Here is a 23,607-nt window from a genome sequence, read left to right as displayed (position 1 = left end):
ATTGAACAATAGCTCAAATAAGGATTGTAAAAAATGAAAATAAGAAATATTTTTGTAAAAGTTCATTTATATTTAAGTCTTTTTCTTGGAATTATTCTTGGTATAGTAGGAATCACAGGAAGTATAATAGTTTTTGATGAAGCATTAGACAAAATTCTTAATCCTGATATTTTAAGCGTATCTACAAGAGGTGAGTATAAATCTGCAACTGAGATTTTAAAAGTTGCCAAAAGCGTATATCCCAATAAACATTCAGCAATTATTCACCCGCCAAAAGAGCCAGGTGATGTATTTATAGTGTGGTTTAAAGTAGCAAAAGATAGTATAAATACACAAAAATATAAATGCTGTAGTTCATATAATTGGTATCAAGTTATGGTTAATCCCGTTAGCGGTAAAGTTTTAGGAAAGCGAAACCATAGTAAGTATGGACTTGAGAGAAGACATATTATTAAAACTATGCATGGACTTCATTCTTATCTTTTGATGGGAAGTTTAGGAAGAAATATTATAGGTATAGCAGGAATATTATGGCTAGTAATTACTATAACGGGACTATATTTGTGGTGGCCTAAAAATAGAAAGTTTAAAATGGCACTAAGTATAAAAAAAGATGCCAATCCTATTAGGTTTAATTTTGATCTGCATAGAGTTAGCGGTGTGTACAGTCTAATTATTGTATTTGTTGTTACATTTACAGGAGTATATATTGTCTATCCCCAATATTTTAAGCCTGTTGTAAACGTTTTTTCTCCTATTGAAGATTCTTCAAAAAGTATAACATCAAAAGTACTATTAAATGATAGTCCTATTTCTGTAGAAAAAGCTCTCTTAAGTGCAAATAAAATATTCCCTGATGCAAAATTAATGGCTATAGGGTTGCCTATTGAAAAACAAGATACATATAGAATCTATAAACGTCAAGAGGGAGAAGTTAGAAAGTCAAAAGGGAAAAGTGTCGTATGGATAGATCAATATAACGGAGAGATTATTAAAGTAAAATCTCCTAAAAGTATGTCAGCGGGTGAAACATTTATTAATTGGCAATTTCCTCTACATACAGGTGAGGCTTTTGGTATGGCTGGTCGATTATTAGTCTTTGCTTCAGGCGTTGTAACTTTACTATTGGTAATAACAGGAACTATAATTTGGTATAGAAAAAAAAGAGTAAAGTATTTGAAGCTTTTAAAACAGAGAAGTTGATATTATAAATAACAACGCAGAAAATGCGTCGCTATTTAAATTTTTTGTTTTCTAATGTAGGAAATGGCGAACTTCTGAAAAGTAAAGACTCATCCCGAATTCGTTAGCAGCCTCAATGATTTCATCATCACGGATACTTCCGCCAGGTTCAATTACATTTTTTACACCGGCTGCCGCAGCTGCATCTATGCTGTCACGAAATGGAAAAAATGCTTCAGATGCAAGAGCAGCACCTGTAACGTCAAGTCCCATTTCCTTAGCTTTTTTAAGTGCACACTGGCTTGCATCAACACGGCTCGTCATACCCATACCTACAGCTACCATGGCTGAGTTTTTAACATATACTACACAGTTAGATTTTGTAAGAGATGCAACTTTATATGCTATCTCTAAATCTTTCATATCCTGTGCATCTGCAGCTACTTTAGAAACAAGTTTTGCATTTTTAACCTCATCTGCTCCAACTTTATCGGCATCTTGGAAAACAAATCCGCCGTCAATATGTTTAAAGTCTTTTGCATCGTTTGCAAGTACAAGTCTGTCACTTCCCATCTCAAATAGTTTGATACGTTTTTTTGCAGCAAAAACCTCTTGAGCTTCTTCAGTTATACGTCCGGCAATGATAACTTCTAAGAATATCTCATTCATCATCTGGGCAAGCTCTTTTGTAACAACACCATTTACAGCAACAACACCGCCAAATGCAGATACAGGGTCACATTTTAGAGCTTCCGTATATGCGTCTAGTAAATTATCTTTTATAGCAAATCCACAAGGGTTACCGTGTTTAGTTATACATACGGCATTCTCTTCTCCAAAAGCAGAAGCGATTTTAACAGCACCGCTTAAATCGTTTAGATTGTTAAAACTAGCTTCACCTTTTAGAGTTTTGAAGTTGTTCGAGTAGTGTTTGTCAAACTCGTAAAGTGCACCTTTTTGATGAGGATTTTCACCATAACGGGTATCCATAACTTTGTTTCCGACTACAAATTGTTTCTCGCCAAAACCTTCATTGAAACGAGAGTTCATATAGTTAGCTATCATAGAGTCATATGCTGCTGTATGCTCATACGCTTTTATCATTAAGCTACGTCTGAACTCGACAGTATTTTTTTCATTTTCAATTGCATCTATTACTTTAGCATAATCACTAACGTCAGTAACGATCATTACAGAGTCAAAGTTTTTAGCCGCAGATCTAACCATTGCAGGTCCACCGATATCGATATTTTCAATAATATCATCAAAATCATCAGTACGCTCAATAGTCTCTTTAAACGGGTAAAGATTTACACATACCAAATCAATCGCTTCAACACCAAGCTCTTTTGCCTGGTCAAGATGCGACTGCTTGTCACGACGATGTAAAATTCCACCATGAACATATGGATTTAGTGTCTTAACACGTCCTTCAAAACACTCGGGAAACTTTGTTACCTCATCTATTTCAATAGCAGATATACCGGCATCTACTAATTTTTTGTAAGTACCTCCAGTTGAGATTATCTCAAAACCATTCTTTACAAGTGATTGACAAAATTCAACCACGCCCTCTTTATCGCTAACACTTACCAATGCTCTTTTTTTCATCTGTGACCTTGTGGGAAATAAATTGTGAAATTTTATCTAAACCTAGTTTATAAAATGGTAAACTAAGCTAATTAGTGATTATGGATATAAAAATGAAAAATATTGCGATTATGTGTTCAGGTGGAGATGTATCGGGTATGAACCCCGCTTTAAAACATTTTGTTGAATATACAAAAAGTAAAAATATCACACCATATTTTATATATAACGGTTATGAAGGTCTGATTGATAACCATATAGAAGAAGCTACATATAAAGACGTAGCGGGCATTATCACTCGCGGCGGAACAAAAATAGGTAGTTCAAGAAGTAAAAGATTTTTAGAATATGAGTATCGCAAAGTCGCAAAAGAAAATCTGGATAACTTAGGTATAGATTCACTTGTAGTTTTAGGAGGTGATGGTTCATTTCGCGGACTTCATCAATTTTATAAAGACTTCGGCATCAAGTTTTGCGGTATTCCATCTACTATAGATAACGATATAAACGGCACGGAGTATTGTCTTGGAGTAGATACTGCACTAAATATTATAAAAGTAGCTATCGATTCTATTCGCGATACGGCATCAAGCTTTAAGCGGGCATTTGTAATTGAGACCATGGGAAGAGACTGCGGATATCTGGCTTTAATCACGGCACTTACAAGCGGTGCGGAGATGTGTTTGATACCTGAGGTTGAGTATAACTTGGCAGACTACGAAAAAAAGTTTAAAAAAGAGATTGAAGATGGAAGAACTTACTTTATAGCTATAGTCGCAGAGGGTATAAAACAAGACTCCTCAGAGATAGCTAAATGGTTTGAAGAAACAATAGGTATGGAAGCAAGGGTAAATGTACTCGGTCATATGCAACGTGGTGGGAATCCCAGCATCTACGATAGACTAATGGCATATAAGTTTGTAAATTATGCAGTAGATGCACTACTAAAAAATCAAAACGAGAGTGTAGTATGTTATACGAAAAAAGGTTTTGTTTATAAAAATATAGATGAAGTTACAAAGCCATATAGATTAGATACTGAGCTTATAAAAAGCTTATAAATTAAAACAGTACTTAGATATATCTTCAGGCTTTCCGACATAAAAACCTTGGGCATAATCTACCTTTAGTTTTTTTACAGTATCCAATATCTCTTTGGAAGATACATACTCTGCAATAGTTTTAACGTTTATCTTCTGAGCCAAACCGACAATAGTCTCAACCATAATCTGAGACTGTTTGTCCCTGTCGATGTTAGATATGAGAGACGAATCTATTTTTATGAAATCAATAGGTAAGTTAAGTATATGGGTAAAGTTTGAATAACCGCTTCCAAAATCATCAAGTGCTATTTTTATGCCGTATGAACGTATTTTTCGGCAAAACTTATATACTACGTCATAATCCTTAAACTCTTCTGTTTCTAATATCTCTATGGTTAAAAGATTGTTATAGTTAAAATTATCAATCATCTCATAGATATTTTCTACCGTTCTTTCATTTTCTATATCTACCACCGATATATTTAGAGAACAAGGTATTTTATATTTTTTTATAGTAGCTAACGTATTTTGAAAAACTTTTCTGGTAAGTTTATAATACACTTTATTTTGTTTTGCAACATCTATAAAAGTATGAGGAGTAATGATATCTTCCCCTTTTTTAATTCTTACCAGAGATTCGTATTTTGTTTCTAATGAAGGATCTTGTATAGGTGATATCGGCTGAAAATATGAGATAATACCGTCATTTTTAAACGCTTCTAAAAGTAGGTTTTTACACTCTATATCATCTTTATGTCTTTTTTCTATCTCTTTGGATTCACTAAAAACCGATACATGCTGATTTCTGTTTTTTGCATCTTTTAGTGCCATATCAGCAAATGCCAACATCTTTTTAGCACCGTAAAACGATATACCTGCACTCATAACAAAAGAGTGTCTATGTTCACCTATATCAAAAATATTCTTTTTATATATATTTATAAAATGGTTTATACTGTGTAAAAATCTGTCTTTATCTATATTTGTATTTTCTTGGACTGCTACTACAAACTCATCACCGCTTACGTGGTATATATTTGCCCCTTCGATATCTATAAAATCTTCTATAAACTTTGCAGTCTCCTGTAATGCAAGATTACCCATCTCTTCGCCGTAAACATCATTAAACTTTTGAAACTTATCTATATCTAAAAGAGCTACCATGGAAAAATCATATATTTGAAAATCTTCTAACAGTTTATTTCTGTTTGGAAGTCCGCTTAAAAAATGGGTGTAAACTTTTTGATACAACTCGTTTGTTTTTTTTGTTATCTCATTTTCTAAATTTTCATTATACTTTAGCAGTTGTTCTTGCAAGTTTTTCTGTTTTTCCTCCGCTTCGGAAGATCTTTTTAACTCTTTTGATAGATTATTTTGCAAAGAGTTTAATTTTAAAACGGAAAATATAACTATTATAAGGGTAATTAAAAATGAAGTAATTACCATCATTTGACTCAAAGAGTTTGATTCTCTTAATTCAACTATCGTATTTTTAATTATTGAGCGTATAGTTTGTTCAACTTCACTTACATCTTCTGTAAAACCTTTAGTTACTTCATTGTAACCTATAATGGCATCTTCTAAATCTTCTTTGTATTTGCTGTTTAAAGATTCTATTACGCTTACTTCTACACTTTTATATGAAACAAGACGTTTTTTTAGTACAAGCAATTTATCCTGTAAAAGATTTTTCAATCTTAAATCAAATTTTATCATCTCATATATGTCATCTACAATAGCTTCTAAATGTGTATGATTTTTTTGAGGTTTTTTACCTAACAATATACTTTGGAGTACATTTGATTGTTTCTCTTCTATATTGAGATTTAATTTTTGAATATTTTTTGATAGGTTTAAATATTTATTTTCAATTTCGGAGATTATTTTCGTGTTTGAACTGATGTTTTTTACAGAATAAGCAAGTGATACAAACAGAAGTATAAAACTGCTTATCAACAGTAGATATATTTTACTTTTTAACTCTAACACTAAAACTCGGCTTTTATAGATAGATAAGATACTTTTTGCGTTGCATCTTTTTTAGTAGGTTTACCAAAGTGCCATCCGCTACCCGTATAGTCTTCATTTGTGTACATAAACCCTAGTTTTGCGAATATATCTTTATGAAATTTATAAATACCATATACCTCGCTAACATTTCCCCTTGTTGCCAGTTTATTGTACATATCTTCAGCACCTTGGGTAGCAGAAAACCAATATTTACTCCCTTGATTATACTCTGCACCGAAATTAAAATTATCATTTATATTATATTTCATACCGACATAAAAAGAATAACCGTCTTTTTTTAACATAGTACCTTTTGCATAATCAGCTTCTGAAAACCCGATAGTTCCTCTTATTGTAGTGCCGTTTGCAACATTAACAATTTGATAATCATCAATTTTTCCGTTAGCATCCGGATTAGAAATAGCCGTATGAATAAAAAATGTCAACTTGTCATTTAACAAGTCTCTAACATCCAAACCAAGCCCGTATGTAAATATATCCCCCAATATATTTGCATCATCGGCATTTACATCGGGACCAAGATATGGATGGGCTTTAAAATCACCTAAATAATTTACACCAAAAGAAAGCAGACTCTCTCCGCTAAACAGCTTAAATTTAGTATCGTAATATGCACCGAGTATATTTGCATTATCTATATTTTCACGATTACACTGATAAGGGTAAATACTAGGATTTAAGGTGTATGCTTTAGCGGCTATAACTCTAAAAAAATTATTGCTTCCCAACTTTTGAGTACCTATTAGACCGTATGTATCCATATCAAAAACGAGTGCAGGGAACATAGATTTTCTCTCAGTGTTGAGTGCAAAATTCATTGGAGTACCGCCCGTTGTAGGAAGTACACCGAAACTAAAAGTAAATGCATAGTCTGAGCCGATATTCGGAGTAAAATCTATATATGCGCGATCTAAATCAAATCCGCTTGAAGATGAAACAGACTTAATATCACGCGAAAGAATACAAAGTCTTTGATGAGACTGCGTGGACATCGTAAATACAAACCTACCGTTAAACTTTGTATATTTGTTTATATCTCCAAATAAATTCAACTTAAATTTTACAGCTACCGCCGGGTCAAAATCTTTTTTAAACTCATCTCTTCTTTGTTGATTTAATCCATCTGGATAATCAGCTGTAGTATTTTCACCCTCAATCTTTCCAAGTTTATAATCCATCTTATCCATACGAATTTCAAGTTCGGGTAAAAAGTCTAATTTATCCAATAAACTTTGCGTTTCGCTGGCTTCAATAACAGGAATGTATTCATTTAAATCAGCAGTATTTGCAGCTGTTTGTTTTTTTAACTCTTTGATTTGAAGTTCTAGTTGTTCAATCTTTTCATTTACATTATTTTGTGCATATGAAAAAGTAACAAAAAGCATACTCGCAAATATTTTTTTTATCATTTTACAGTCCGGGAACAACAGGCTGCTTTGAATCGGCAGCATGCTTTATAAGATATTTTTTCAGTTTACCCAATTCATTGACACTAAGTTTATCCAGCTTATACCTCTTGAGTCTTCTCTCGCTGGAAAAAATCCTCTCCCATTGGATAGAAGCTTTTGTACCTGCATATAGGTTTAAACTTTTTGCTAAGTATGAGGTCGATTCATTTGCGTATAAATTAATTGATAATATAAATAATATTAAGTGGTTTAAAATAATTCTTTTTTTCATATGTTCGTTATACTACAAAATTATTATTAAATACATGCTTAAAAGTGCTTTATTTAGAGGCTAAGATTACTTTTTTAGCAATTTTTTTGACAAACATATGACTATGTTAATATAATTACATTATGAATTTATTAGATAAAACATTAAACCACCAAAGACCTATACCTATTAGTATAATTTCTATATTTATGCTTCTTGGATTTTTTATGAGTTTAAGAAGTCTCACTGAGGCTACCGAGAGTTCAAATGTAATAATTTGGTATTACTATTTTTCAATTGTTATAACATTGCTCTCTTTGGCAACGGCTATAGGTTTACTGCTTATGAAAAAATTTGCTGTTTATCTGTATATAACTTATATACCGATTTCACTATACACTCAGTACTATGCTAGTGGTGTTTTTAATATTTACGGGGCAATTTTTGCAGGAGTTTTTATAGCAATTATGCTTAAGTATTTAAAAAAGATGGATTGAGAAGACTATAGGTCTCTCTCAATCACTCTTTTAAATGTATTAAAGTAGTTATCTTTTAGCTCATCTATACTCATAGATACATCGTTAATACGAACTGTATTTCCACCAACTGTTCCTATTTTTTCACAAGCCATTGCTTCATCTAACATAGCCTCAAAAGCTTCACAGTTTTCAGGTTTAACTTCTATAATGGCACGGCTCATAGACTCTGCAAATATATCACGTTCATCTTCTACACTCATCTCTACATCACAACCCATACCTGAAGTTGCACACATTTTTGCCAGTGCTATTGCTACACCACCGCTGGATGCATCTTTAGCACATTCTAGTAGATGCTTTTTATTTGCATCAATTACAAGTTCCCAAAGGGCAAGCTCTTTTTCATAATCAATTTCAGGAAGCGTGCCTGCTACAGTTCCGCAAATCTCTTTCATATAAAGACTTCCGCCAAATTCAGATTTGCTTTTTCCGACTAAATATAAAGCGTTTCCTTCATCTTGAAAGCTTGACATAAGTACATTATTTTCATCATCATTTACACCTACAGTTGCAATAGAAGGTGTCGGGAATACAGATACACCGTTTGTTTCATTATAAAGTGAAACATTTCCGCCGATAACAGGAGTGTTAAGTTCGGCACATGCTTCTTTAATACCCTCACATGCCTGACCAAATTGCCACATAACTTCCGGATTTTCAGGGTTACCGAAGTTAAGACAATCTGTAATAGCAAGTGGTCTTGCACCACTCATTGCAACATTACGCCCTGCTTCGATTGTAGCAGCAGCTCCGCCCCCTTTTGGGTCTATGAAACAGTAACGAACATTACAGTCAGAACTCATAGCAAGAGCTTTACCGTTCTCTTTTACACGAATAACAGATGCATCAAGCATACCGCCTTTTTTTACGGTATTTGTTTGTACCATTGAGTCGTATTGCTCATATATCCAAGATTTATCTACAACTTCCATAGACTTGGTAAGTTTTTCAAATGCATCTTGATTAGATACTTTATCAAAATCATCTATAGTAACGTCTTTTATCTCATCAAGATAAGCCGGTTTGCTCATAGGACGGTTAAGTTCGGGAGCTTCTTCGGATACAGGGTCAACAGGGACATCTGCAACTTTTTCACCGTGCCAAAATAGTTCCATATTTCCTGTATCCGTAACCTCACCTATAGTAGCAGCATCAAGATCCCATTTTTCAAAGATGTCTATAACTTTTTGCTCACTTCCTTTTTTAACACATACAAGCATACGCTCTTGCGATTCGCTAAGCATAAAATCATACGGAACCATACCCTCTTCACGGGCTGGAACTTTGTCTAAGTGCATAATCATACCGCTTCCGGAACGACCTGCCATCTCAAAAGATGAAGATGTAAGACCCGCAGCACCCATATCTTGGATACCTACAACATAGTCAGTTTTAAAAAGTTCTAAACAAGCTTCAAGTAAAAGTTTTTCAGTAAACGGATCACCTACCTGAACGGTAGGACGAAGTGATTTTGACTCCTCGGTAAAGCTATCAGAACTCATTACCGCACCGCCAAGACCGTCACGTCCCGTTTTAGCACCGACGTACATTACAGAATTTCCGATACCATCGGCACGACCGTAAAAAATCTCATCGCTTTTTGCGATTCCTAGGTTAAATGCATTTACCAAAATATTGCCGTTATAACACTCATCAAAACTTACTTCACCACCGATAGTAGGCACACCCATACAGTTACCGTAACCACCGATGCCTTCAGTTACACCACGTACCAAATAACGTTGATGAGCAGAAGTTTTATCATCGTTTAAAACATTACCGAATCTAAGTGCATTTAACGATGCAACAGGTCTTGCACCCATCGTAAAAACATCACGCATAATTCCGCCGACACCTGTAGCTGCACCCTGATAAGGTTCAATAAAACTAGGGTGGTTATGTGACTCCATTTTAAATACGGCTGCATAACCGTCACCGATATCGATTACACCCGCATTTTCACCCGGACCTTGAATAACCCACGGTGCTTCAGTAGGAAAACCTTTTAAGTGTACTTTTGAACTTTTATATGAGCAGTGTTCACTCCACATAGCTGAAAAAATACCAAGTTCAACAAGATTCGGTTCACGACCTAAAATCTCTTTTATATGTTTATAATCGTCTTGGCTTAATTTATGGTTAGCTAACTGTGTATCTATATCTGGTAATTGTTGGCTCACTTTTGGATCCTAAATTTTGAGTTTTTTACTGATTTTATACACTATAACGAGCAAAGCCCGTTATTAGTGGCAGGGACAGATGTCCCTACAACCCCCTAAAGCTACAAAAAATAAATTTTTTGAGATTTTATGAGTAAATTTTCAGTTTTAAGTTCGAATTATATCTAAAAGGTGGTAAAAATTATTTTAATGAAAAGTGAAGTCCTTTTCATCTCTTATATTTTTTTTCAAAGAAAATATATTTTTATAAAAAATTTCCTCTATTTCGTACTCTTTTACGCTGTTTGGAAGTTTGATTTTAAAGTCATCGCCTTCTTGGCGTCCAAGCATAGCACGGGCAAGCGGTGAATGGATAGAAATAAGTCCGTTTTCGGGTTCCGCTTCTAATACACCGCAAATCGTATAAATTTCCTCAGCATCGCTAAAAAGGTCTATAAGCTTTACACTGCTACCAAATCTGACTTTATCGTGGGGTGCTAAGGACGGGTCTATTATTTGAGCTTTTTCTATCATAGAATTTAGATAAAAAAGTCTTTTATCTATAAAACGAAGTTTCTCTTTAGCGGCGTGATATTCGGCATTTTCACTTCTGTCACCTTGATCTGCCGCTATCTTTTTTTCATATGCTACAGCGGGTTTATGTACCTCTAGCAAAAACTTAAACTCTTTTGTCAGCAGGTCATAACCCTCTATACTGATAGGCTCTTTTATTTTTCAAATCCTAAAATATAATAAGTCTCTTTATTATCTAATTTATTTACTTTTACTTTAAACTTATCGCTGAAATGTTGAATTTTTTTGTGAGCTTCTTCGGCTAATTCTTCTGAAGAAGCTTCGACTTTTACTTTAAAATAGTCTTCAGAGTTTGATAAAGCAACGAATGAACCGTCAACTTTTAGATGATCATGCAAGTCCATAATGTGCTTTTGTATTTTTTTGTACCCGCTTGTATTTTCTTCTATTCTTTGAAGCTGAGTCAACAAAGCTTCATTAGGTACATAACCTAGTTGTTTTAACATTGCATCTCTTTGTAACTGCATCTAAGTCCTTTAAATCTTTTTAGATAAAAATCATAACAATTTTTTGTAAATATTCAGTATTAATTTATTTGCATATACTATAATTACGTATATAACTCACTAAAGAGGTTTACATGACTGAAGAGATTTTAAAAAAGATTAAACAACTTCCTCCATTGCCGGAATCGGCTATGCAGATTGAAGCGGTTTATCAAGATCCAAATTCTAGCTTTAACGATATGGTTAAAATACTAGAAAAAGATCCATTACTAACGGCTGATATTTTAAAAGCTGCCAACTCTCCTCTATACGGTTTCTCTCGTGAAATCAACGCAATTAGCCAAGCTGTCGGATTATTTGGAATGGGGACTGTTCGCGGCTTTGCTTTAGCATCTATTATCAAAAAAAGTTTTAACTTGGACCTTTCAACATACGGTATTACAAACGATATGTTCTCAGAACTCTCAAAAAGACAACACGCCCTTGTAACAGCATGGTGTATGAGAAAAGAAAATGAACTTATGGGGATTCTTTCACCTGCGGCATTCTTAGTAGAGATAGGTAAAGTTATTATAGCTCAACAAATAATGACAGAGGAGAAAGAGGTTGAATTTAGAGATGCTTTAAAAGAGCTTCAGGATGTAGAGGCTGCAGAGGAAAAAGTTATCGGTGCAAACACGCCTGAAGTTAGTTCAACTATCTTTAAACTTTGGAAATTCGAAGATGGCCTTGTTAATGTTATAGGCAATTGTCAAAATCCTGAAAAAGCTGACCCGGAAGATCAAAAAGCTGCTAGAATCTTACAAGTTGTTCGTGTAGCTATACCTATAAGCGGTGTTGCAACTCCGGAGAGTATAGAAGCTGCCAAAAATCTTGTAACTAAATATGCTTTAGATATGCAAAGTTTTGAAACGGCTCTTGAGAGTGCTACAAACTAAACTAACTTGAAATCTTTACTTATAAGACTCACTCACGGACTGAGTGAGTTAGACATCACCCAAGAAGAACTTGAAACTGTTGAAGATTTTTTAAGTAAAAAATATATCACGAAAAAAGACAAAACTTACAAATTTCACTCAAAATATCGTGCAGGGACATTAGAACTTACTCAAGGTTCTACGGCATACTTAACCGTAATAGGAGAACAAACACGCGACCTTTTTATCGAAGATGTTTTAAATGCCCGTGAGGGTGACTTGGTCATTGCTCAAAGAATTTTAGGCAAACGCGGCAAACCAAACGGAAAAATAGTCGAGATAGTAGGACGTGCCGAGAGTTACAGTGTTGCATATATAATTCAAAAAGATTCAAAAAAATCTCTGGTTGATATAAAAACAGAGCATCCGGCAGGAGTGGAACTGAGTCAAGAAGAGTTAGATAAGTTTGAAATCGGCGAAGTATTTAAAATAAACAACCATGACGGGACTATCATGGAGTCTCTTGGAAATATGAGCGACCCTCTCGTAGATGAAAAAATAGTACTTGCCCAGTTTAACAAACACGATGAATTTGATGAAGAAGTTTTAAAGATAGCACGCTCTTTTGAAGAGGTAGATGCAAGTTACTATCCCGATAGAAAAGATTTAAGAGATTTCACTTTTTGTACAATAGACCCCGTAACTGCAAAAGACTTTGACGATGCTATATATTGGGATGATAAAAACTCAACACTTTATGTGGCAATAGCAGATGTTAGTGAGTATGTAAAACCTTTTGGGGCTTTGGACAATGAGGCAATATATAGAAGTTTCTCTATCTATCTGCCACACCGTTCAATCCCGATGCTACCTCGTCAACTTAGTGAGACACTATGTTCACTTCAACCACATGTGGACAGACTCTCATACGTATTTGAGATGCAACTGGATTTAGAGAGTTTAGAAGTTATAAAATCAGATGTATATGAAGCTATTATACATTCTGACAGACGCTTTAACTATGAAGAGATAGATGCATTCTTTGAAGGTAAGTTAGAAGCCAAAAACGATAAAGAAAAGCAAATCTTCGAATGGATTACTAAACTAAGGGAAGTCACTGACGCACTTAAGTTAGAGCGTTTAAAATACGGTTATGATTTTCGCTCAACTGAGATAGAGATGGAAATCGACGAAAAAGGCGGTATAGTATCAACCGAACATGCTCATGAAACACCCTCTCACTCGTTAATAGAAGATTGTATGCTTTTAGCAAACAAGGCAGCTGCGTCTATGTTCGATCGCGGCATCTTTCGTATTCACGAAAGTCCAAGCCAAAGTAAACTTCAAAAACTCTACCAAGAGTTAGCAGGTGTAGGTATATTTGTTGAAGTAAAAGAATCAACTAAAGAAACTATAGAAGGGATAAGAGACCAAGCTTCTGTAATGGGTTTAGAGACAGAAGTCGATACTCTTATTATCCGCTCACAGATGCAGGCTAAATACTCACCGATTAACCTTGGTCACTTTGGCTTAGGTTTTGAGGCATATACACACTTTACTTCGCCTATTAGAAGATACTCAGACCTTATAGTTCATAGACTGTTAAAAGCTATTAAAAGAGGTGATACAGAGGAAGGTTCATACGTTCTTAGAAACATAGAATCCCTAGCAGTTACAATCTCTCAAAAAGAGCGTGAGGCGAGTACTATAGAGATTGACTTTATGGATAGAAAATACGCACGCTGGGCAAATGAGCGTATAGGGAAAGTATATTCGGCACGTATAAGCGGAATCGATCCTGAACTAAAAGCAGACTTGCATGATGAAATAATAGGTGCAAGGCTTTATGTAACATCAAGTGAGCATATACCTCTTTTTAGTGACGTAAAAGTTAAGATAGATAAAGTTGACATCCCAAAAGCAAAAATTTATGTAAATGTTGTGAGTGAAGATGTATAAAGCAGAGTTTGACAAACATATACAAAATAATACCTTATCAAACAGTTTCGTACTATTTGGAGAGAGTATATTTTTAATAGAGCATTATACAAAACTACTCTCAAACGTCGCAGATGCATCTGTTTTAAAATTCTACCATGATGAGTATGATTTTAATTCTGCAAAAGCACATCTATCTCAGGCTTCTCTCTTTGGAGATAGAAACATCTTAGTTATAAAAAGCGAAAAAAAAGTCCCTAAAAAAGATTTGGAAACCCTTGTAGATTACTGCGAAAAAAATCAAAATAACATCTTTATATATGCCTATTTAGGAGATGACAACAAAACTTATGCCAAAGGTTTTTCAAAAAGAGCTACAATGGCTGTAAGATTTTTTCATCCAAAACACGGCGAAGCGGTAAATTTAATATCTCAAATAGCGAAACAAAAAAACGTAAATATAGATAACTACTCAATTACACATCTTTTAAATATACACAATTCAAACATTTCACTAGCTATAAATGAACTTGATAAATTTAGAGTTTTTGATACAGCCGTTAGCACTAAAGATATAGATACACTTGTTTACGGGCTTGGAGAGATAAACGTAGATGAACTTATAAAAAAAGTTATAAACAAAAAAGAGTTTAAAGATGATGTTAAAAACCTAACTGAGCATGGTGAAGACGAAATAAGAATCTTAACTCAGATAACGGCATATATAACTCAGCTATATATGTTTAACATCTACATACGTGTAAACGGCGCACCAAATGCTTTAGAGATTTTAGGCTACCCTGCTCCTGCATTTGTTGTTAAAGAAAAAGCCGAACTATCACTAAAATTCAAACCAACTACATACTACAAACTACATGAACTGCTACTGGATGCAGAACTAAAAATGAAAAGTGCAAAAGGTGTTGATAAGAATGCCATCTTACTCTCAACCCTAATAAAATTTCAAAATCTTCTATAACTGTATCAATAAAAATAAATTTTAAAATAAAAGAATAATTATAAGATGTGAGGCGTGACTAGGCGAAGCATACTTGAAGTATGTGAGCCTAGTTGCAACGAAGCAGATTCGTCGCTATTTTAATTTTTTAGAAATTAGTTTTTGTCTTGGTCAACAATTTTATTTGCCGAAATCCAAGGCATCATTTCACGTAACTTTTTACCGGTTTTAGTGATTAATAACTCTTGGTCATTATTACGCTCAGCATTCATACGAGGATAACCTGCTTGACCTTCTAAGATAAAGTCTTTTGCAAATCTACCGTCTTGAATCTCTTTTAAAATATCTTTCATAGCTTGTTTTGATTCAGCATTGATAACACGTTTACCAGAAACATAGTCACCATACTCAGCAGTGTTAGAGATTGAGTATCTCATATCAGCGATACCACCCTCGAACATTAAATCAACGATTAGTTTAAGTTCGTGTAAACACTCGAAGTATGCAAGCTCTGGAGCATAACCAGCTTCAGTTAATGTCTCAAAACCAGCTTGAACAAGTGCTGCAGTACCACCACAAAGAACAGCTTGTTCACCAAATAGGTCAGTCTCAGTCTCATCTTTGAATGTAGTTTCGATGATTGCAGTACGACCGCCACCGATAGCAGATGCATAAGAAAGTGCTAACTCTTTAGTGTTACCTGATGGGTTTTGACCAACAGCGATAAGATCCGGGATACCACCACCACGAACGAATTCAGAACGTACAGTATGTCCTGGAGCTTTAGGAGCAATCATAGTAACATTGATGTCAGCTCTTGGAATGATACGACCATAGTGAATGTTAAAACCATGACCAAAAGCGATAGTAGCACCCTCTTTTAAGTTTGGCTCGATTTCGTTTTTGTAGATCTCAGCTTGGTTTTCATCCGGTAAAAGAATCATTACAACATCTGAACATGCCGATGCTTCTGCAACTGTTAAAACTTCAAAGTTTTTAGCTTCAGCTTTAGCCCAAGATGAACCACCCTTTCTTAAACCGATACATACTTCAACACCCGAATCTCTTAAGTTTTCAGCGTGAGCATGTCCTTGAGAACCAAAACCTATCATTGCAACTTTTTTGCTTCTGATTAGATCTAGGCTAGTATCTTTGTCATAGTAAACATTTAATGCCATTTTTGTATTTCCTTAATTTTATTTAACAAAATGAAGGCTACCCCTCATCTTTTTTACATCACATGAAAGTATGCAATATTATTTTGAGCTTAACTACTCAAAAAATTTGTGGCATTATACTCAAAATAAGCAAAAAGTTTTATAATACTCATAAATTTAATATAGCTACATAAGGAAAATTATGAAAAAATTTAATCTTTTTAAAGAGATTATAGTTGTAAACAAGACGAATTTACTAAACGCTATAAACTCTAACAAGCCCTTTACAATAGATGTAGGCGGAAAAGTTGAATACGAACCTTTTACTAATAAAGCCGTAATTTTTAAAGGTACGCTTGAAAAAGAAAATGCAAACCCGCTAAATCCAAATGCATCTCAATCTTTAGATGATTTATTTGGAAAGTATTATAAAATAGTTGAAGACGGTGAACGTATCCTTATAAAAGCATTTTCAAATTGGCAGGCAATTATAGACTTCAACAAACAAAATGCTTCATACGATGATACGACTGCAGACGGTGTAGCCGAATTTTCTAACAAAGATCTTGAAGAGATAGGTTGGCATGCAACGGAGTTTAATATTAACTATCGTTCACTTGTAGAAGTACTCGAAGAAAAATGTGATGGTATAATGTTGTGTATAGAACAAGAGGAACCTTACCAGTTCAGCGGTCTTGGCTTTTTAAGTGACAATGAGCAAGCAAAAGAGATTCTTTACAGTTACTGCCAAAATGCAATAAAAAAACTTATGGCAGAAGATGAAGACTATGCAAAAGAAAATTTAGAGGATGACGAGCTAGAAGCGGCTGAATTTTTTGGAGTATAATGACAGATATAAAAATAGAACATAAATTTCGCGGTAAAATAGAAATACCGGACAACAAATACGCAAAAGATATTTTCTTTCGAGTAAAACAGGCATATGCAAACCATGAAAAAATGGGTGTGCATTTGCTCTTTAACAAACAAAAGCTAAATCAACTAAAGTCTTACCAAAAAGGCGGAGCAGAGTGTGAACTTGAAAATATAAACTTTTATATAGAGCTTGGTGAGATACTAGGCTTTAAAACTTCAGATGCTTTAAAACTTAAAAGTTCTATACTATTTATAAACGACAATGCCCACACTCACTTTAATATCAAAAAACGTTTAAAGCTCATAAATAAAGAACAAAAGACTAAAGCAAACAGGTCTTACCTTTTTTGGGATATAGAAAACTTTTCATCTATTTCATCGATATTTACAGACATAATAGAACCATATAATATAAGAGACAACAACATCTATATGGCGGCAAATCCCGACTCTCTGTATCTAAAAAAAGCGGAATGGGAGGCAAATCTATACGACTACGGCAAAACACTGGAGTCATTTAACTTTGTAAAATGTGAGCATGGTAAAAATGTCGCAGACAATATACTGCTAAATAGATTTAAAAAACTAAATTCAAAAGATACTAATGTATTTATTTTAACTTTTGACAGGGAGTTAAAAGAGCGTTTTACCGAGGTAGCAGACAAAAGCTGCAACCTTTATATAATGGGAAAAAGTTAAGAAGCTGAGAGTTATTTCTCATTTTGAATTTATAACTCTGGTAAATATAAAAAGTTTTAAATCTTTACTATTAATATAATTTTATTCAACAAATTTTTTAGTTTCTTTAGTACCGGATAATACAGCTTGTTTGGTTTTATTAATCATTTTTAATCCTTTTGAAATTCTAAACTTAACACCATCATCTATTGGTTCTCTCAACCTTAGTTGTTTAAAGTTAATTACTTTCGTTTTAGTTATTTCCCTACTACTTACCAAATCTCTTCCAATTACTTCAGTAATATTCCTATAGAGCTTAGTATTTTCATTTAAAGGCGTTAGCTTTGTATAGGCAGCAGCCCACCCCATACCAATATCTAACTTCACATTGTAATTTTCATTTGATTCAACATCCACCTCCAAAACATATGAACGTTCACTAAACACATAATAAAAATGCTTTCCTTTAGGAACTCTTATCTTACAGAAGCTATCTGTATCAAGATTACACACAATACCGTTATCATCCCAGATTGAATAATTTAAAACTTTAAAACGATCAGAAGATCTTATAAAAGTTAAAACACCATGATTCTGATCAGGCTTGATGCTCTCATTGTTTTCAATCATCATATTAAGGTTACTATACATAGCTAAATTAATATTCCCATTATCGTAACCATCATTTGGTTTTGGTTTTGGTAGTAGTTTAACTTCCTTATATTTAGATATGTATGTCATACCCAAGTCAGAAGCGATTTCTTCAAATTTTCCAGTTGCAATATTACATTTAATGAATACAGGTTTATCCCTTTTTTTATCTAATGCAAAATAATTACGCCCATGCTTCATTAATACCGTATTGATTGTATTAATACCATCCTTAACTTTAAAATAAGTGTATTCACCAGCATCTAAGGATGCAATAATTTTGTCATTTAAACCTATCCACACACTCCATGCTGATCCTGTAAATGCTTTATCTCTAATTACATACACAAGGGTTTCATTATCAGTTACCTCAACAGGTAATCTATAGTTCTTAACTGCATTATAATTTACTTCTAAATTATCTTGCTTCATTGTACAACCTGAAAATAATAAAGATGTAATAAAAACAATAATCAATAATAAATTTTTCATTTGTATAGCTTTTCCTTTTCTAAAGTATTTATTTGAGAAACATATTATCATAAAAACTTAAAAAATAACAAAAATAATTTTATGAGTTTGTCAACTCTTTTTTTAACTCTTCAACATTTACTTTGTTTTTATCACTTTGAACAAGTGGAAGTGATTTTTTATATATTATTTTTCCAGGTAGCATATATGAAGCCAGATGCTTTTTAAGCTCAAAAAGCAGCTCTTTTGGAGCTATCTCGCTTTTTGCCGAGTAAACTAATACTATCTCCTCTTCTATCTCTTCATTTTTTATAGAGAACACTACGCACTGTTCTATTAATGGGAAGTTTTTAACTACAACCGATTCTATCTCAAGCGGCGATACACGAAAACCTCTTGTTTTTATCATATCGTCATGGCGAGATACAAAATAAAAATAACCCTCTTCATCTTTATATACATAGTCCCCAGATGCTACAACAAGCTCATCAGTAAGCTGACCTTCGAGGTTAACTACATCTTTTAAAATATTAACCGATTTAAATCTCTCTGCATTCTCTTTTGGAGCGTTCCAAAAACCTTTGTAGATATAACCGCCTCTGTGGATAAGCTCACCGACTTCGCGAGGTGCACATTCCTTACCCTCTTCGTTAATAACATATAGTTCAACATCAGGTATAGCCTTACCGATAGAATCAGGTCTTATCTCTATCTGGCTCGGGTCAAGATAAGTTGAGCGGAACGCTTCAGTCAGACCGTGCATAGAGTAAAACTTGGCATTAACAAATGTTCTTTTACAATCTTGAATCATTTTTTTAGTTACGTTTCCGCCAGATGAAGTTATAGTTTTTACATTCTCTAATAATTCACTGCTTGGAGCTCTTCCCATATCTTCATCAAATATTTTAGTTATATTTATAGGCATTAACGGAAGTACCGTAACTTTGTCATCTATTATATGATTAAAAAAGTCATCAGGAAGAATGAATCTGTGAAGTGCCAAAGTTGCACGTCTGTAAAGTGAACAAAAGATTTGGTTCAGACCATAATCAAGATTGAAAATCAAAAGCCCTGATATTACGTCGTCTTCATTTATATCTAAGTACTGAGTAACAACACGTGCAGAATCGATAAGATTTCTGTGTGAGATAACTATACCTTTTGGAGTACCTGTTAAACCAAATGAGTAAGTTATAACTGCATTGTCATGTCCGTTTATGTCACATACATACGGTTTGTTGTAGTACTTGTAAATCTCGTCAAACGACGGAATATCGCTAGATGTTGTTTCATAAGATATTATCTTACCCTTAAAGTCTATCTCTTCTATGTTTTCCAGTTTTAGTTTGTCTGTTATAATACATTTGATATCACAGTCGTTGATAATGTACTCAACCTGTTCAGGCTTAAGCAATTTGGTAAGTGGAACTAAAACATAGTCGGTTGATAAAATAGCAAGTATTGCGATAACCTGCTCAATCCCTTTATTTGAGTATATACCTATACGTGAGCCTTTTGGTAGGTCTAACTCACTAAGATATAAAGCTACTTGATTAACCTTAGCAAAAAGTTCAGCATAACTTAGGCTCTTTTCATTAAAAACCAAGGCTGTTTTATCAGCATGTGTACGAGCAGAATCTTCTATCAATGTTCTTATACAATTAATACTCATGAATTATCCTTTATTTGCCAGTGTCCAAATATCGTAGTTTTTATCCATTACGACAGTCGGGTTATGTTCTGAATTTAAAATCTTTTTGTAAAAAAATGAGATGATATCAGCTACCTCATCGTCATTTAAAACCTTTGTAATTCCACCCGTTAAAACTATTGAATTTATAGACAGTAGTTTCAGGTTTACATATGCTTGTTTATAGTGGCTCATCTTTGTAAGTACTAAAAAGATTGCTAACTGCATTAAAACTTTAAGTGCTTTTTCGCTTGACTCTTCAAAGATGTTTTCAGTAACTTTTAGATGCGTTAGTAACTCGTATGTAAACTCATTGTTTTTAGCTGCAAAAATCAAGGACTCTTTTGACTTGTAAACACCAAGTTTTTTAAACACAAGTCTGTCATACTCGTTTTCCGTCACTATGTTCTCATCCACTAAATCTTTTGAGTAGTGAATATCGGTAGTAGCCCCACCGATATCTATAAGTATAAACGGATCGACCACTGAGAAGTTTGCATCTATAAGCGGCAGAGTTTTATTTACGATATACGGAGTAGAATATATCTGATTAGAAGTAATATCATAAAGAGATTTTATATCCTCTTTTCCCTCTATATCTGCTTGGTAAAGATTTGTAAGGTACTCTTTTAGATTCTCTTCAATAATATGAAGTTTGTCATCTATGATATTTGGGAGCATTACTAGGTTTTCTATATTTTTTGCTAAGTTATCCGCCTCTTTCTCACTTCCTACATAAACTATATTTGAGTACTTTAAGTTCTCTAAGTAGTTAAAAAGCGGAGTGGAGAAAATATTTTCTTTTGAATCAATCCCACCGACAATGATTACTACATCTATCAAGTCACTAGGAAGTGAGTACTCCTCTATGTTTTGATACATAACAGTCTCGATGATGTTTATACCCGAGTTAAAAGCTATGTTTTTAGCATACTTAAGCGAATATGATTCTGTAAGACCGATAATAAGCGTACTTAAACCACCGTTTGCAGATGAGCAGATATATACGTCCTCTTTGTTAAAACCTTTTATAACATCACCACACTTATGAGTCAAGTCATCATGTATATCTTTGTTAAAATCACGAAAATGCTGTTCAATACTTTGTGGTGTACTTACTTTGAAATACGTACTTCCTATATCTATTAAAAGTTTATTTTGACTCATTGCATAATCCCTATATCGTGGATAATATCGTTAACTATACTTGTAGTATCTTTACTCAAGTCACATTTTGATTTTTCATATTCAAAACACTTATCAGGTATAGGCACGTTCCCGCGTTTAATGATGCGGATATTTTTATTTGTATCACGTATTGTTATCATCTCGTTATGGTTGATGATGTGCGGCGAGAAAGGCACGTCAATTGTCCCGTTTTTGATAGAGTTAAACACTTTTCTCCAAAGGGTATCGGCTGAGTCGTTAAACACAGCTTCCATAATAGCCTCGACTTCAAGAGTTAAAATTTCCTCTTCCTCTTCATCTTTTATATTTGGAAGACCGTTTAAGATGCCAAGAGTGTACTGAGTATTTGCAACAGTTTTTGCATTTGCCTCTTTTGTAGGGATACCCGAAGCTTCTTCACGTGTTTTAGTGATGATTTTATCAGCTCCGACCATAGATGCTATAACGGTTGACATATTTATAAGCTGTTCTGCAAAATCTTTGTTAGTCGGGAAAGCTCCCATCCACTGATGATATACTAAGTTGATGGTAGCGTCACCGCAGTTTATAGACTCTGCATATTTCTTAGCCATCTTTTTGATAACATGTCCCATAACTATGTCTTGGTTCATAGAACCCGTTTGCGAAAATGAAACAGAGAAAGACTTAACACCCTCTTCTAAAGACAGAAGCATCTCTAAAAGTTGAATAACTATGGTTATGGCAGGCGGAACAAGTGTAGCCGTAAGAGGTCCAAAAGACTCACGGTTTATAGGCAGGTTTAGTTTTGAGTAGTTAGCACATACTTTCTCAACATACTTCCAGTAAAGGAATGCTTTATCAAGAGGGAAGTTTTTTGAGTACGGCAGTAGATATGTAATAGGTCCGCCCTCAATCTCAAAAATACCTGATGCTATGGCAGTCTCTATAAGCAGTCTTGCATCAGGTGTACCGTGGCGAAGTGACACAGGCTTGTTAAAGTGAGTAACCATCTTTCTAGTTGTGCGGTAACCATGATTTACAAGCGGATAACCGTTTAACATATCTACTTCACTCTCTTCACTTAAACGAAGCATCTTTTTAGCAGTAGCATAATCGTTAAGACGTGTGTTGGAGTCAATAGTCAGTGGCAGTACGTCAACATTTGCATTTACAAAAAACTCATTTAGTGCAAACTGTTTTTTATATGTCGGGAATCCACCGCGAGGTTGAACAAGCATCTTTTTCTTTTGGGCAAAATGATGAGATATAAAAAGCTCTTTGTTCGCATTTTTTACAAACTCTTCAACCTCGGCAAAGTCAAAGTTGTCAACGTGTTCGTTTGAGAGGATTATTTTACGTTCTTCTTGCAATAAATTCATGAAGCTTGTCTCTCTTTTATAAACTCTTCTAAAGTGTCAAGTCCCGTATTTAAATCCACTTGATGAAATACTAAATCAAAACCGTAGTTTTTGTATTTTGGAACTATTACGTCTGCATCTGCAGTACCTACCACCAAGTTTCCGCCTATGACCATTACCAAATCATCAAGTGTTTTGTACTTTGACTTTAGAAGTTTTACCTCTCTTGCCCAACCTTCCGCTTCACCGTTTAATGAAGATATGAGAAGAATATCCGCACCGGTTTCAACCACTGCATCAAAAAACTCTTCTAGGTATGTGTTTACACCTAAGTTAAAAACCTCAAAACCCCTTGCATCCAAAGAGAGTTCTATAAGTCTGTTGGCTACCACGTGTATGTCGTTTCCAACTACCCCTGTTACTACTTTCATATGTTTTATTGCCTGTATATAATTATAATTGCAAGGATAGCGAAATTGTTGTAAAAGTTTGGTTAGTAGCTTTAAAAAAAATATTATAAT

21 protein-coding genes are annotated in these 23,607 nt (G+C 34.1%); 8 read left to right on the top strand and 13 right to left on the bottom strand.

Annotated elements, in window-relative coordinates; all coding sequences use genetic code 11:
- Nucleotides 1–33 precede the first annotated feature (33 nt).
- Nucleotides 34–1,203 carry a PepSY-associated TM helix domain-containing protein gene (locus FJR48_RS02275; RefSeq protein WP_152306556.1) on the top strand — a complete coding sequence of 390 codons (1,170 nt, stop codon included), beginning with the start codon at nt 34–36 and terminating at the stop codon, nt 1,201–1,203.
- 51 nt (nt 1,204–1,254) lie between these two features.
- Here FJR48_RS02275 and purH read toward each other — a convergent pair whose 3' ends face one another.
- A complete protein-coding gene (purH, locus tag FJR48_RS02270; protein WP_152306555.1) occupies nt 1,255–2,793 on the bottom strand; it encodes a bifunctional phosphoribosylaminoimidazolecarboxamide formyltransferase/IMP cyclohydrolase in 1,539 nt (512 codons plus the stop codon).
- A gap of 92 nt (nt 2,794–2,885) precedes the next feature.
- On the opposite strand from purH, the gene FJR48_RS02265 reads away from it, so the two are divergent.
- The gene (locus FJR48_RS02265; protein ID WP_152306554.1) at nt 2,886–3,833 is read left to right on the top strand and encodes a 6-phosphofructokinase; all 948 of its coding nucleotides are present in this window, start codon (nt 2,886–2,888) and stop codon (nt 3,831–3,833) included.
- Here FJR48_RS02265 and FJR48_RS02260 read toward each other — a convergent pair.
- Genes FJR48_RS02260 through FJR48_RS02250 form a run of 3 tightly spaced genes read right to left on the bottom strand, consistent with a single transcriptional unit; the run spans nt 3,828 to nt 7,526 of the window.
- Nucleotides 3,828–5,804: an EAL domain-containing protein gene (locus FJR48_RS02260; protein WP_241856087.1), complete on the bottom strand. Its 1,977-nt coding sequence runs from the start codon at nt 5,802–5,804 to the stop codon at nt 3,828–3,830. The genes FJR48_RS02265 and FJR48_RS02260 overlap by 6 nt on opposite strands.
- The gene (locus tag FJR48_RS02255; protein ID WP_188108605.1) at nt 5,804–7,255 is read right to left on the bottom strand and encodes a DUF3373 family protein; all 1,452 of its coding nucleotides are present in this window, start codon (nt 7,253–7,255) and stop codon (nt 5,804–5,806) included. The genes FJR48_RS02260 and FJR48_RS02255 overlap by 1 nt, the downstream gene beginning before the upstream one ends.
- A 1-nt stretch (nt 7,256) precedes the next feature.
- Entirely contained in the window at nt 7,257–7,526 is a 270-nt protein-coding gene (locus tag FJR48_RS02250) for a hypothetical protein (protein WP_152306552.1), read from the bottom strand.
- A gap of 206 nt (nt 7,527–7,732) precedes the next feature.
- Here FJR48_RS02250 and FJR48_RS02245 point away from each other — a divergent pair, with 206 nt between their 5' ends.
- On the top strand, nt 7,733–8,002 hold the full coding sequence (locus FJR48_RS02245; RefSeq protein WP_152306551.1) for a hypothetical protein: 270 nt from the start codon (nt 7,733–7,735) through the stop codon (nt 8,000–8,002).
- A 5-nt stretch (nt 8,003–8,007) separates the two neighbouring features.
- Here FJR48_RS02245 and purL read toward each other — a convergent pair whose 3' ends face one another.
- The 3 genes from purL to FJR48_RS02230 form a co-directional block, all read right to left on the bottom strand.
- Nucleotides 8,008–10,224 carry a phosphoribosylformylglycinamidine synthase subunit PurL gene (gene purL / locus FJR48_RS02240; RefSeq protein ID WP_152306550.1) on the bottom strand — a complete coding sequence of 739 codons (2,217 nt, stop codon included), beginning with the start codon at nt 10,222–10,224 and terminating at the stop codon, nt 8,008–8,010.
- A 186-nt stretch (nt 10,225–10,410) separates the two neighbouring features.
- Nucleotides 10,411–10,917: a GreA/GreB family elongation factor gene (locus tag FJR48_RS02235; RefSeq protein ID WP_347402094.1), complete on the bottom strand. Its 507-nt coding sequence runs from the start codon at nt 10,915–10,917 to the stop codon at nt 10,411–10,413.
- 14 nt (nt 10,918–10,931) lie between these two features.
- Nucleotides 10,932–11,264, bottom strand: coding sequence for a hypothetical protein (locus tag FJR48_RS02230; protein WP_152306548.1), 333 nt, complete (start codon nt 11,262–11,264; stop codon nt 10,932–10,934).
- 113 nt (nt 11,265–11,377) lie between these two features.
- Here FJR48_RS02230 and FJR48_RS02225 point away from each other — a divergent pair, with 113 nt between their 5' ends.
- The 3 genes from FJR48_RS02225 to holA are packed head-to-tail and all read left to right on the top strand — an operon-like array spanning nt 11,378 to nt 15,077.
- Nucleotides 11,378–12,181 (top strand): HDOD domain-containing protein, encoded by an 804-nt coding sequence (locus tag FJR48_RS02225; protein ID WP_152306547.1) that lies wholly within the window; start codon nt 11,378–11,380, stop codon nt 12,179–12,181.
- Between the two features lie 6 nt (nt 12,182–12,187).
- Complete coding sequence (locus FJR48_RS02220) at nt 12,188–14,119, top strand: RNB domain-containing ribonuclease (RefSeq protein ID WP_152306546.1); 1,932 nt, start codon at nt 12,188–12,190, stop codon at nt 14,117–14,119.
- Nucleotides 14,112–15,077 carry a DNA polymerase III subunit delta gene (holA, locus tag FJR48_RS02215; protein WP_152308357.1) on the top strand — a complete coding sequence of 322 codons (966 nt, stop codon included), beginning with the start codon at nt 14,112–14,114 and terminating at the stop codon, nt 15,075–15,077. Before FJR48_RS02220 ends, holA begins: the two co-directional genes overlap by 8 nt.
- Before the next feature lie 134 nt (nt 15,078–15,211).
- Here holA and ilvC read toward each other — a convergent pair whose 3' ends face one another.
- The gene (gene ilvC, locus FJR48_RS02210; RefSeq protein WP_152306545.1) at nt 15,212–16,234 is read right to left on the bottom strand and encodes a ketol-acid reductoisomerase; all 1,023 of its coding nucleotides are present in this window, start codon (nt 16,232–16,234) and stop codon (nt 15,212–15,214) included.
- Nucleotides 16,235–16,415: 181 nt separating this feature from the next.
- On the opposite strand from ilvC, the gene FJR48_RS02205 reads away from it, so the two are divergent.
- Together FJR48_RS02205 and FJR48_RS02200 are read left to right on the top strand one after the other, a co-directional pair.
- On the top strand, nt 16,416–17,060 hold the full coding sequence (locus FJR48_RS02205; protein WP_152306544.1) for a hypothetical protein: 645 nt from the start codon (nt 16,416–16,418) through the stop codon (nt 17,058–17,060).
- Complete coding sequence (locus FJR48_RS02200) at nt 17,060–17,788, top strand: hypothetical protein (RefSeq protein WP_152306543.1); 729 nt, start codon at nt 17,060–17,062, stop codon at nt 17,786–17,788. Before FJR48_RS02205 ends, FJR48_RS02200 begins: the two co-directional genes overlap by 1 nt.
- Before the next feature lie 81 nt (nt 17,789–17,869).
- Here the strand turns inward: FJR48_RS02200 and FJR48_RS02195 are convergent, their stop codons facing one another.
- The 5 genes from FJR48_RS02195 to glmS all read right to left on the bottom strand — a co-directional run bounded on the left by FJR48_RS02195 (nt 17,870) and on the right by glmS (nt 23,517).
- On the bottom strand, nt 17,870–18,910 hold the full coding sequence (locus FJR48_RS02195; protein WP_152306542.1) for a hypothetical protein: 1,041 nt from the start codon (nt 18,908–18,910) through the stop codon (nt 17,870–17,872).
- A gap of 79 nt (nt 18,911–18,989) precedes the next feature.
- Entirely contained in the window at nt 18,990–20,561 is a 1,572-nt protein-coding gene (locus tag FJR48_RS02190; protein WP_152306541.1) for an AMP-binding protein, read from the bottom strand.
- A 3-nt stretch (nt 20,562–20,564) separates the two neighbouring features.
- Nucleotides 20,565–21,746 (bottom strand): glutamate mutase L, encoded by a 1,182-nt coding sequence (locus tag FJR48_RS02185; RefSeq protein ID WP_152306540.1) that lies wholly within the window; start codon nt 21,744–21,746, stop codon nt 20,565–20,567.
- Nucleotides 21,743–23,107, bottom strand: a complete 1,365-nt coding sequence (locus FJR48_RS02180; protein ID WP_152306539.1) for a methylaspartate mutase — start codon at nt 23,105–23,107, stop codon at nt 21,743–21,745. The genes FJR48_RS02185 and FJR48_RS02180 overlap by 4 nt, the downstream gene beginning before the upstream one ends.
- A complete protein-coding gene (glmS, locus tag FJR48_RS02175) occupies nt 23,104–23,517 on the bottom strand; it encodes a methylaspartate mutase subunit S (protein WP_152306538.1) in 414 nt (137 codons plus the stop codon). Before glmS ends, FJR48_RS02180 begins: the two co-directional genes overlap by 4 nt.
- Nucleotides 23,518–23,607: the final 90 nt, after the last annotated feature.

The sequence above is a fragment of the Sulfurimonas lithotrophica genome, from assembly GCF_009258225.1.
GTDB lineage: Bacteria > Campylobacterota > Campylobacteria > Campylobacterales > Sulfurimonadaceae > Sulfurimonas > Sulfurimonas lithotrophica.
Note: the sequence above shows the minus strand (reverse complement) of the source record. Positions and strands in the feature narration are given on the sequence as shown.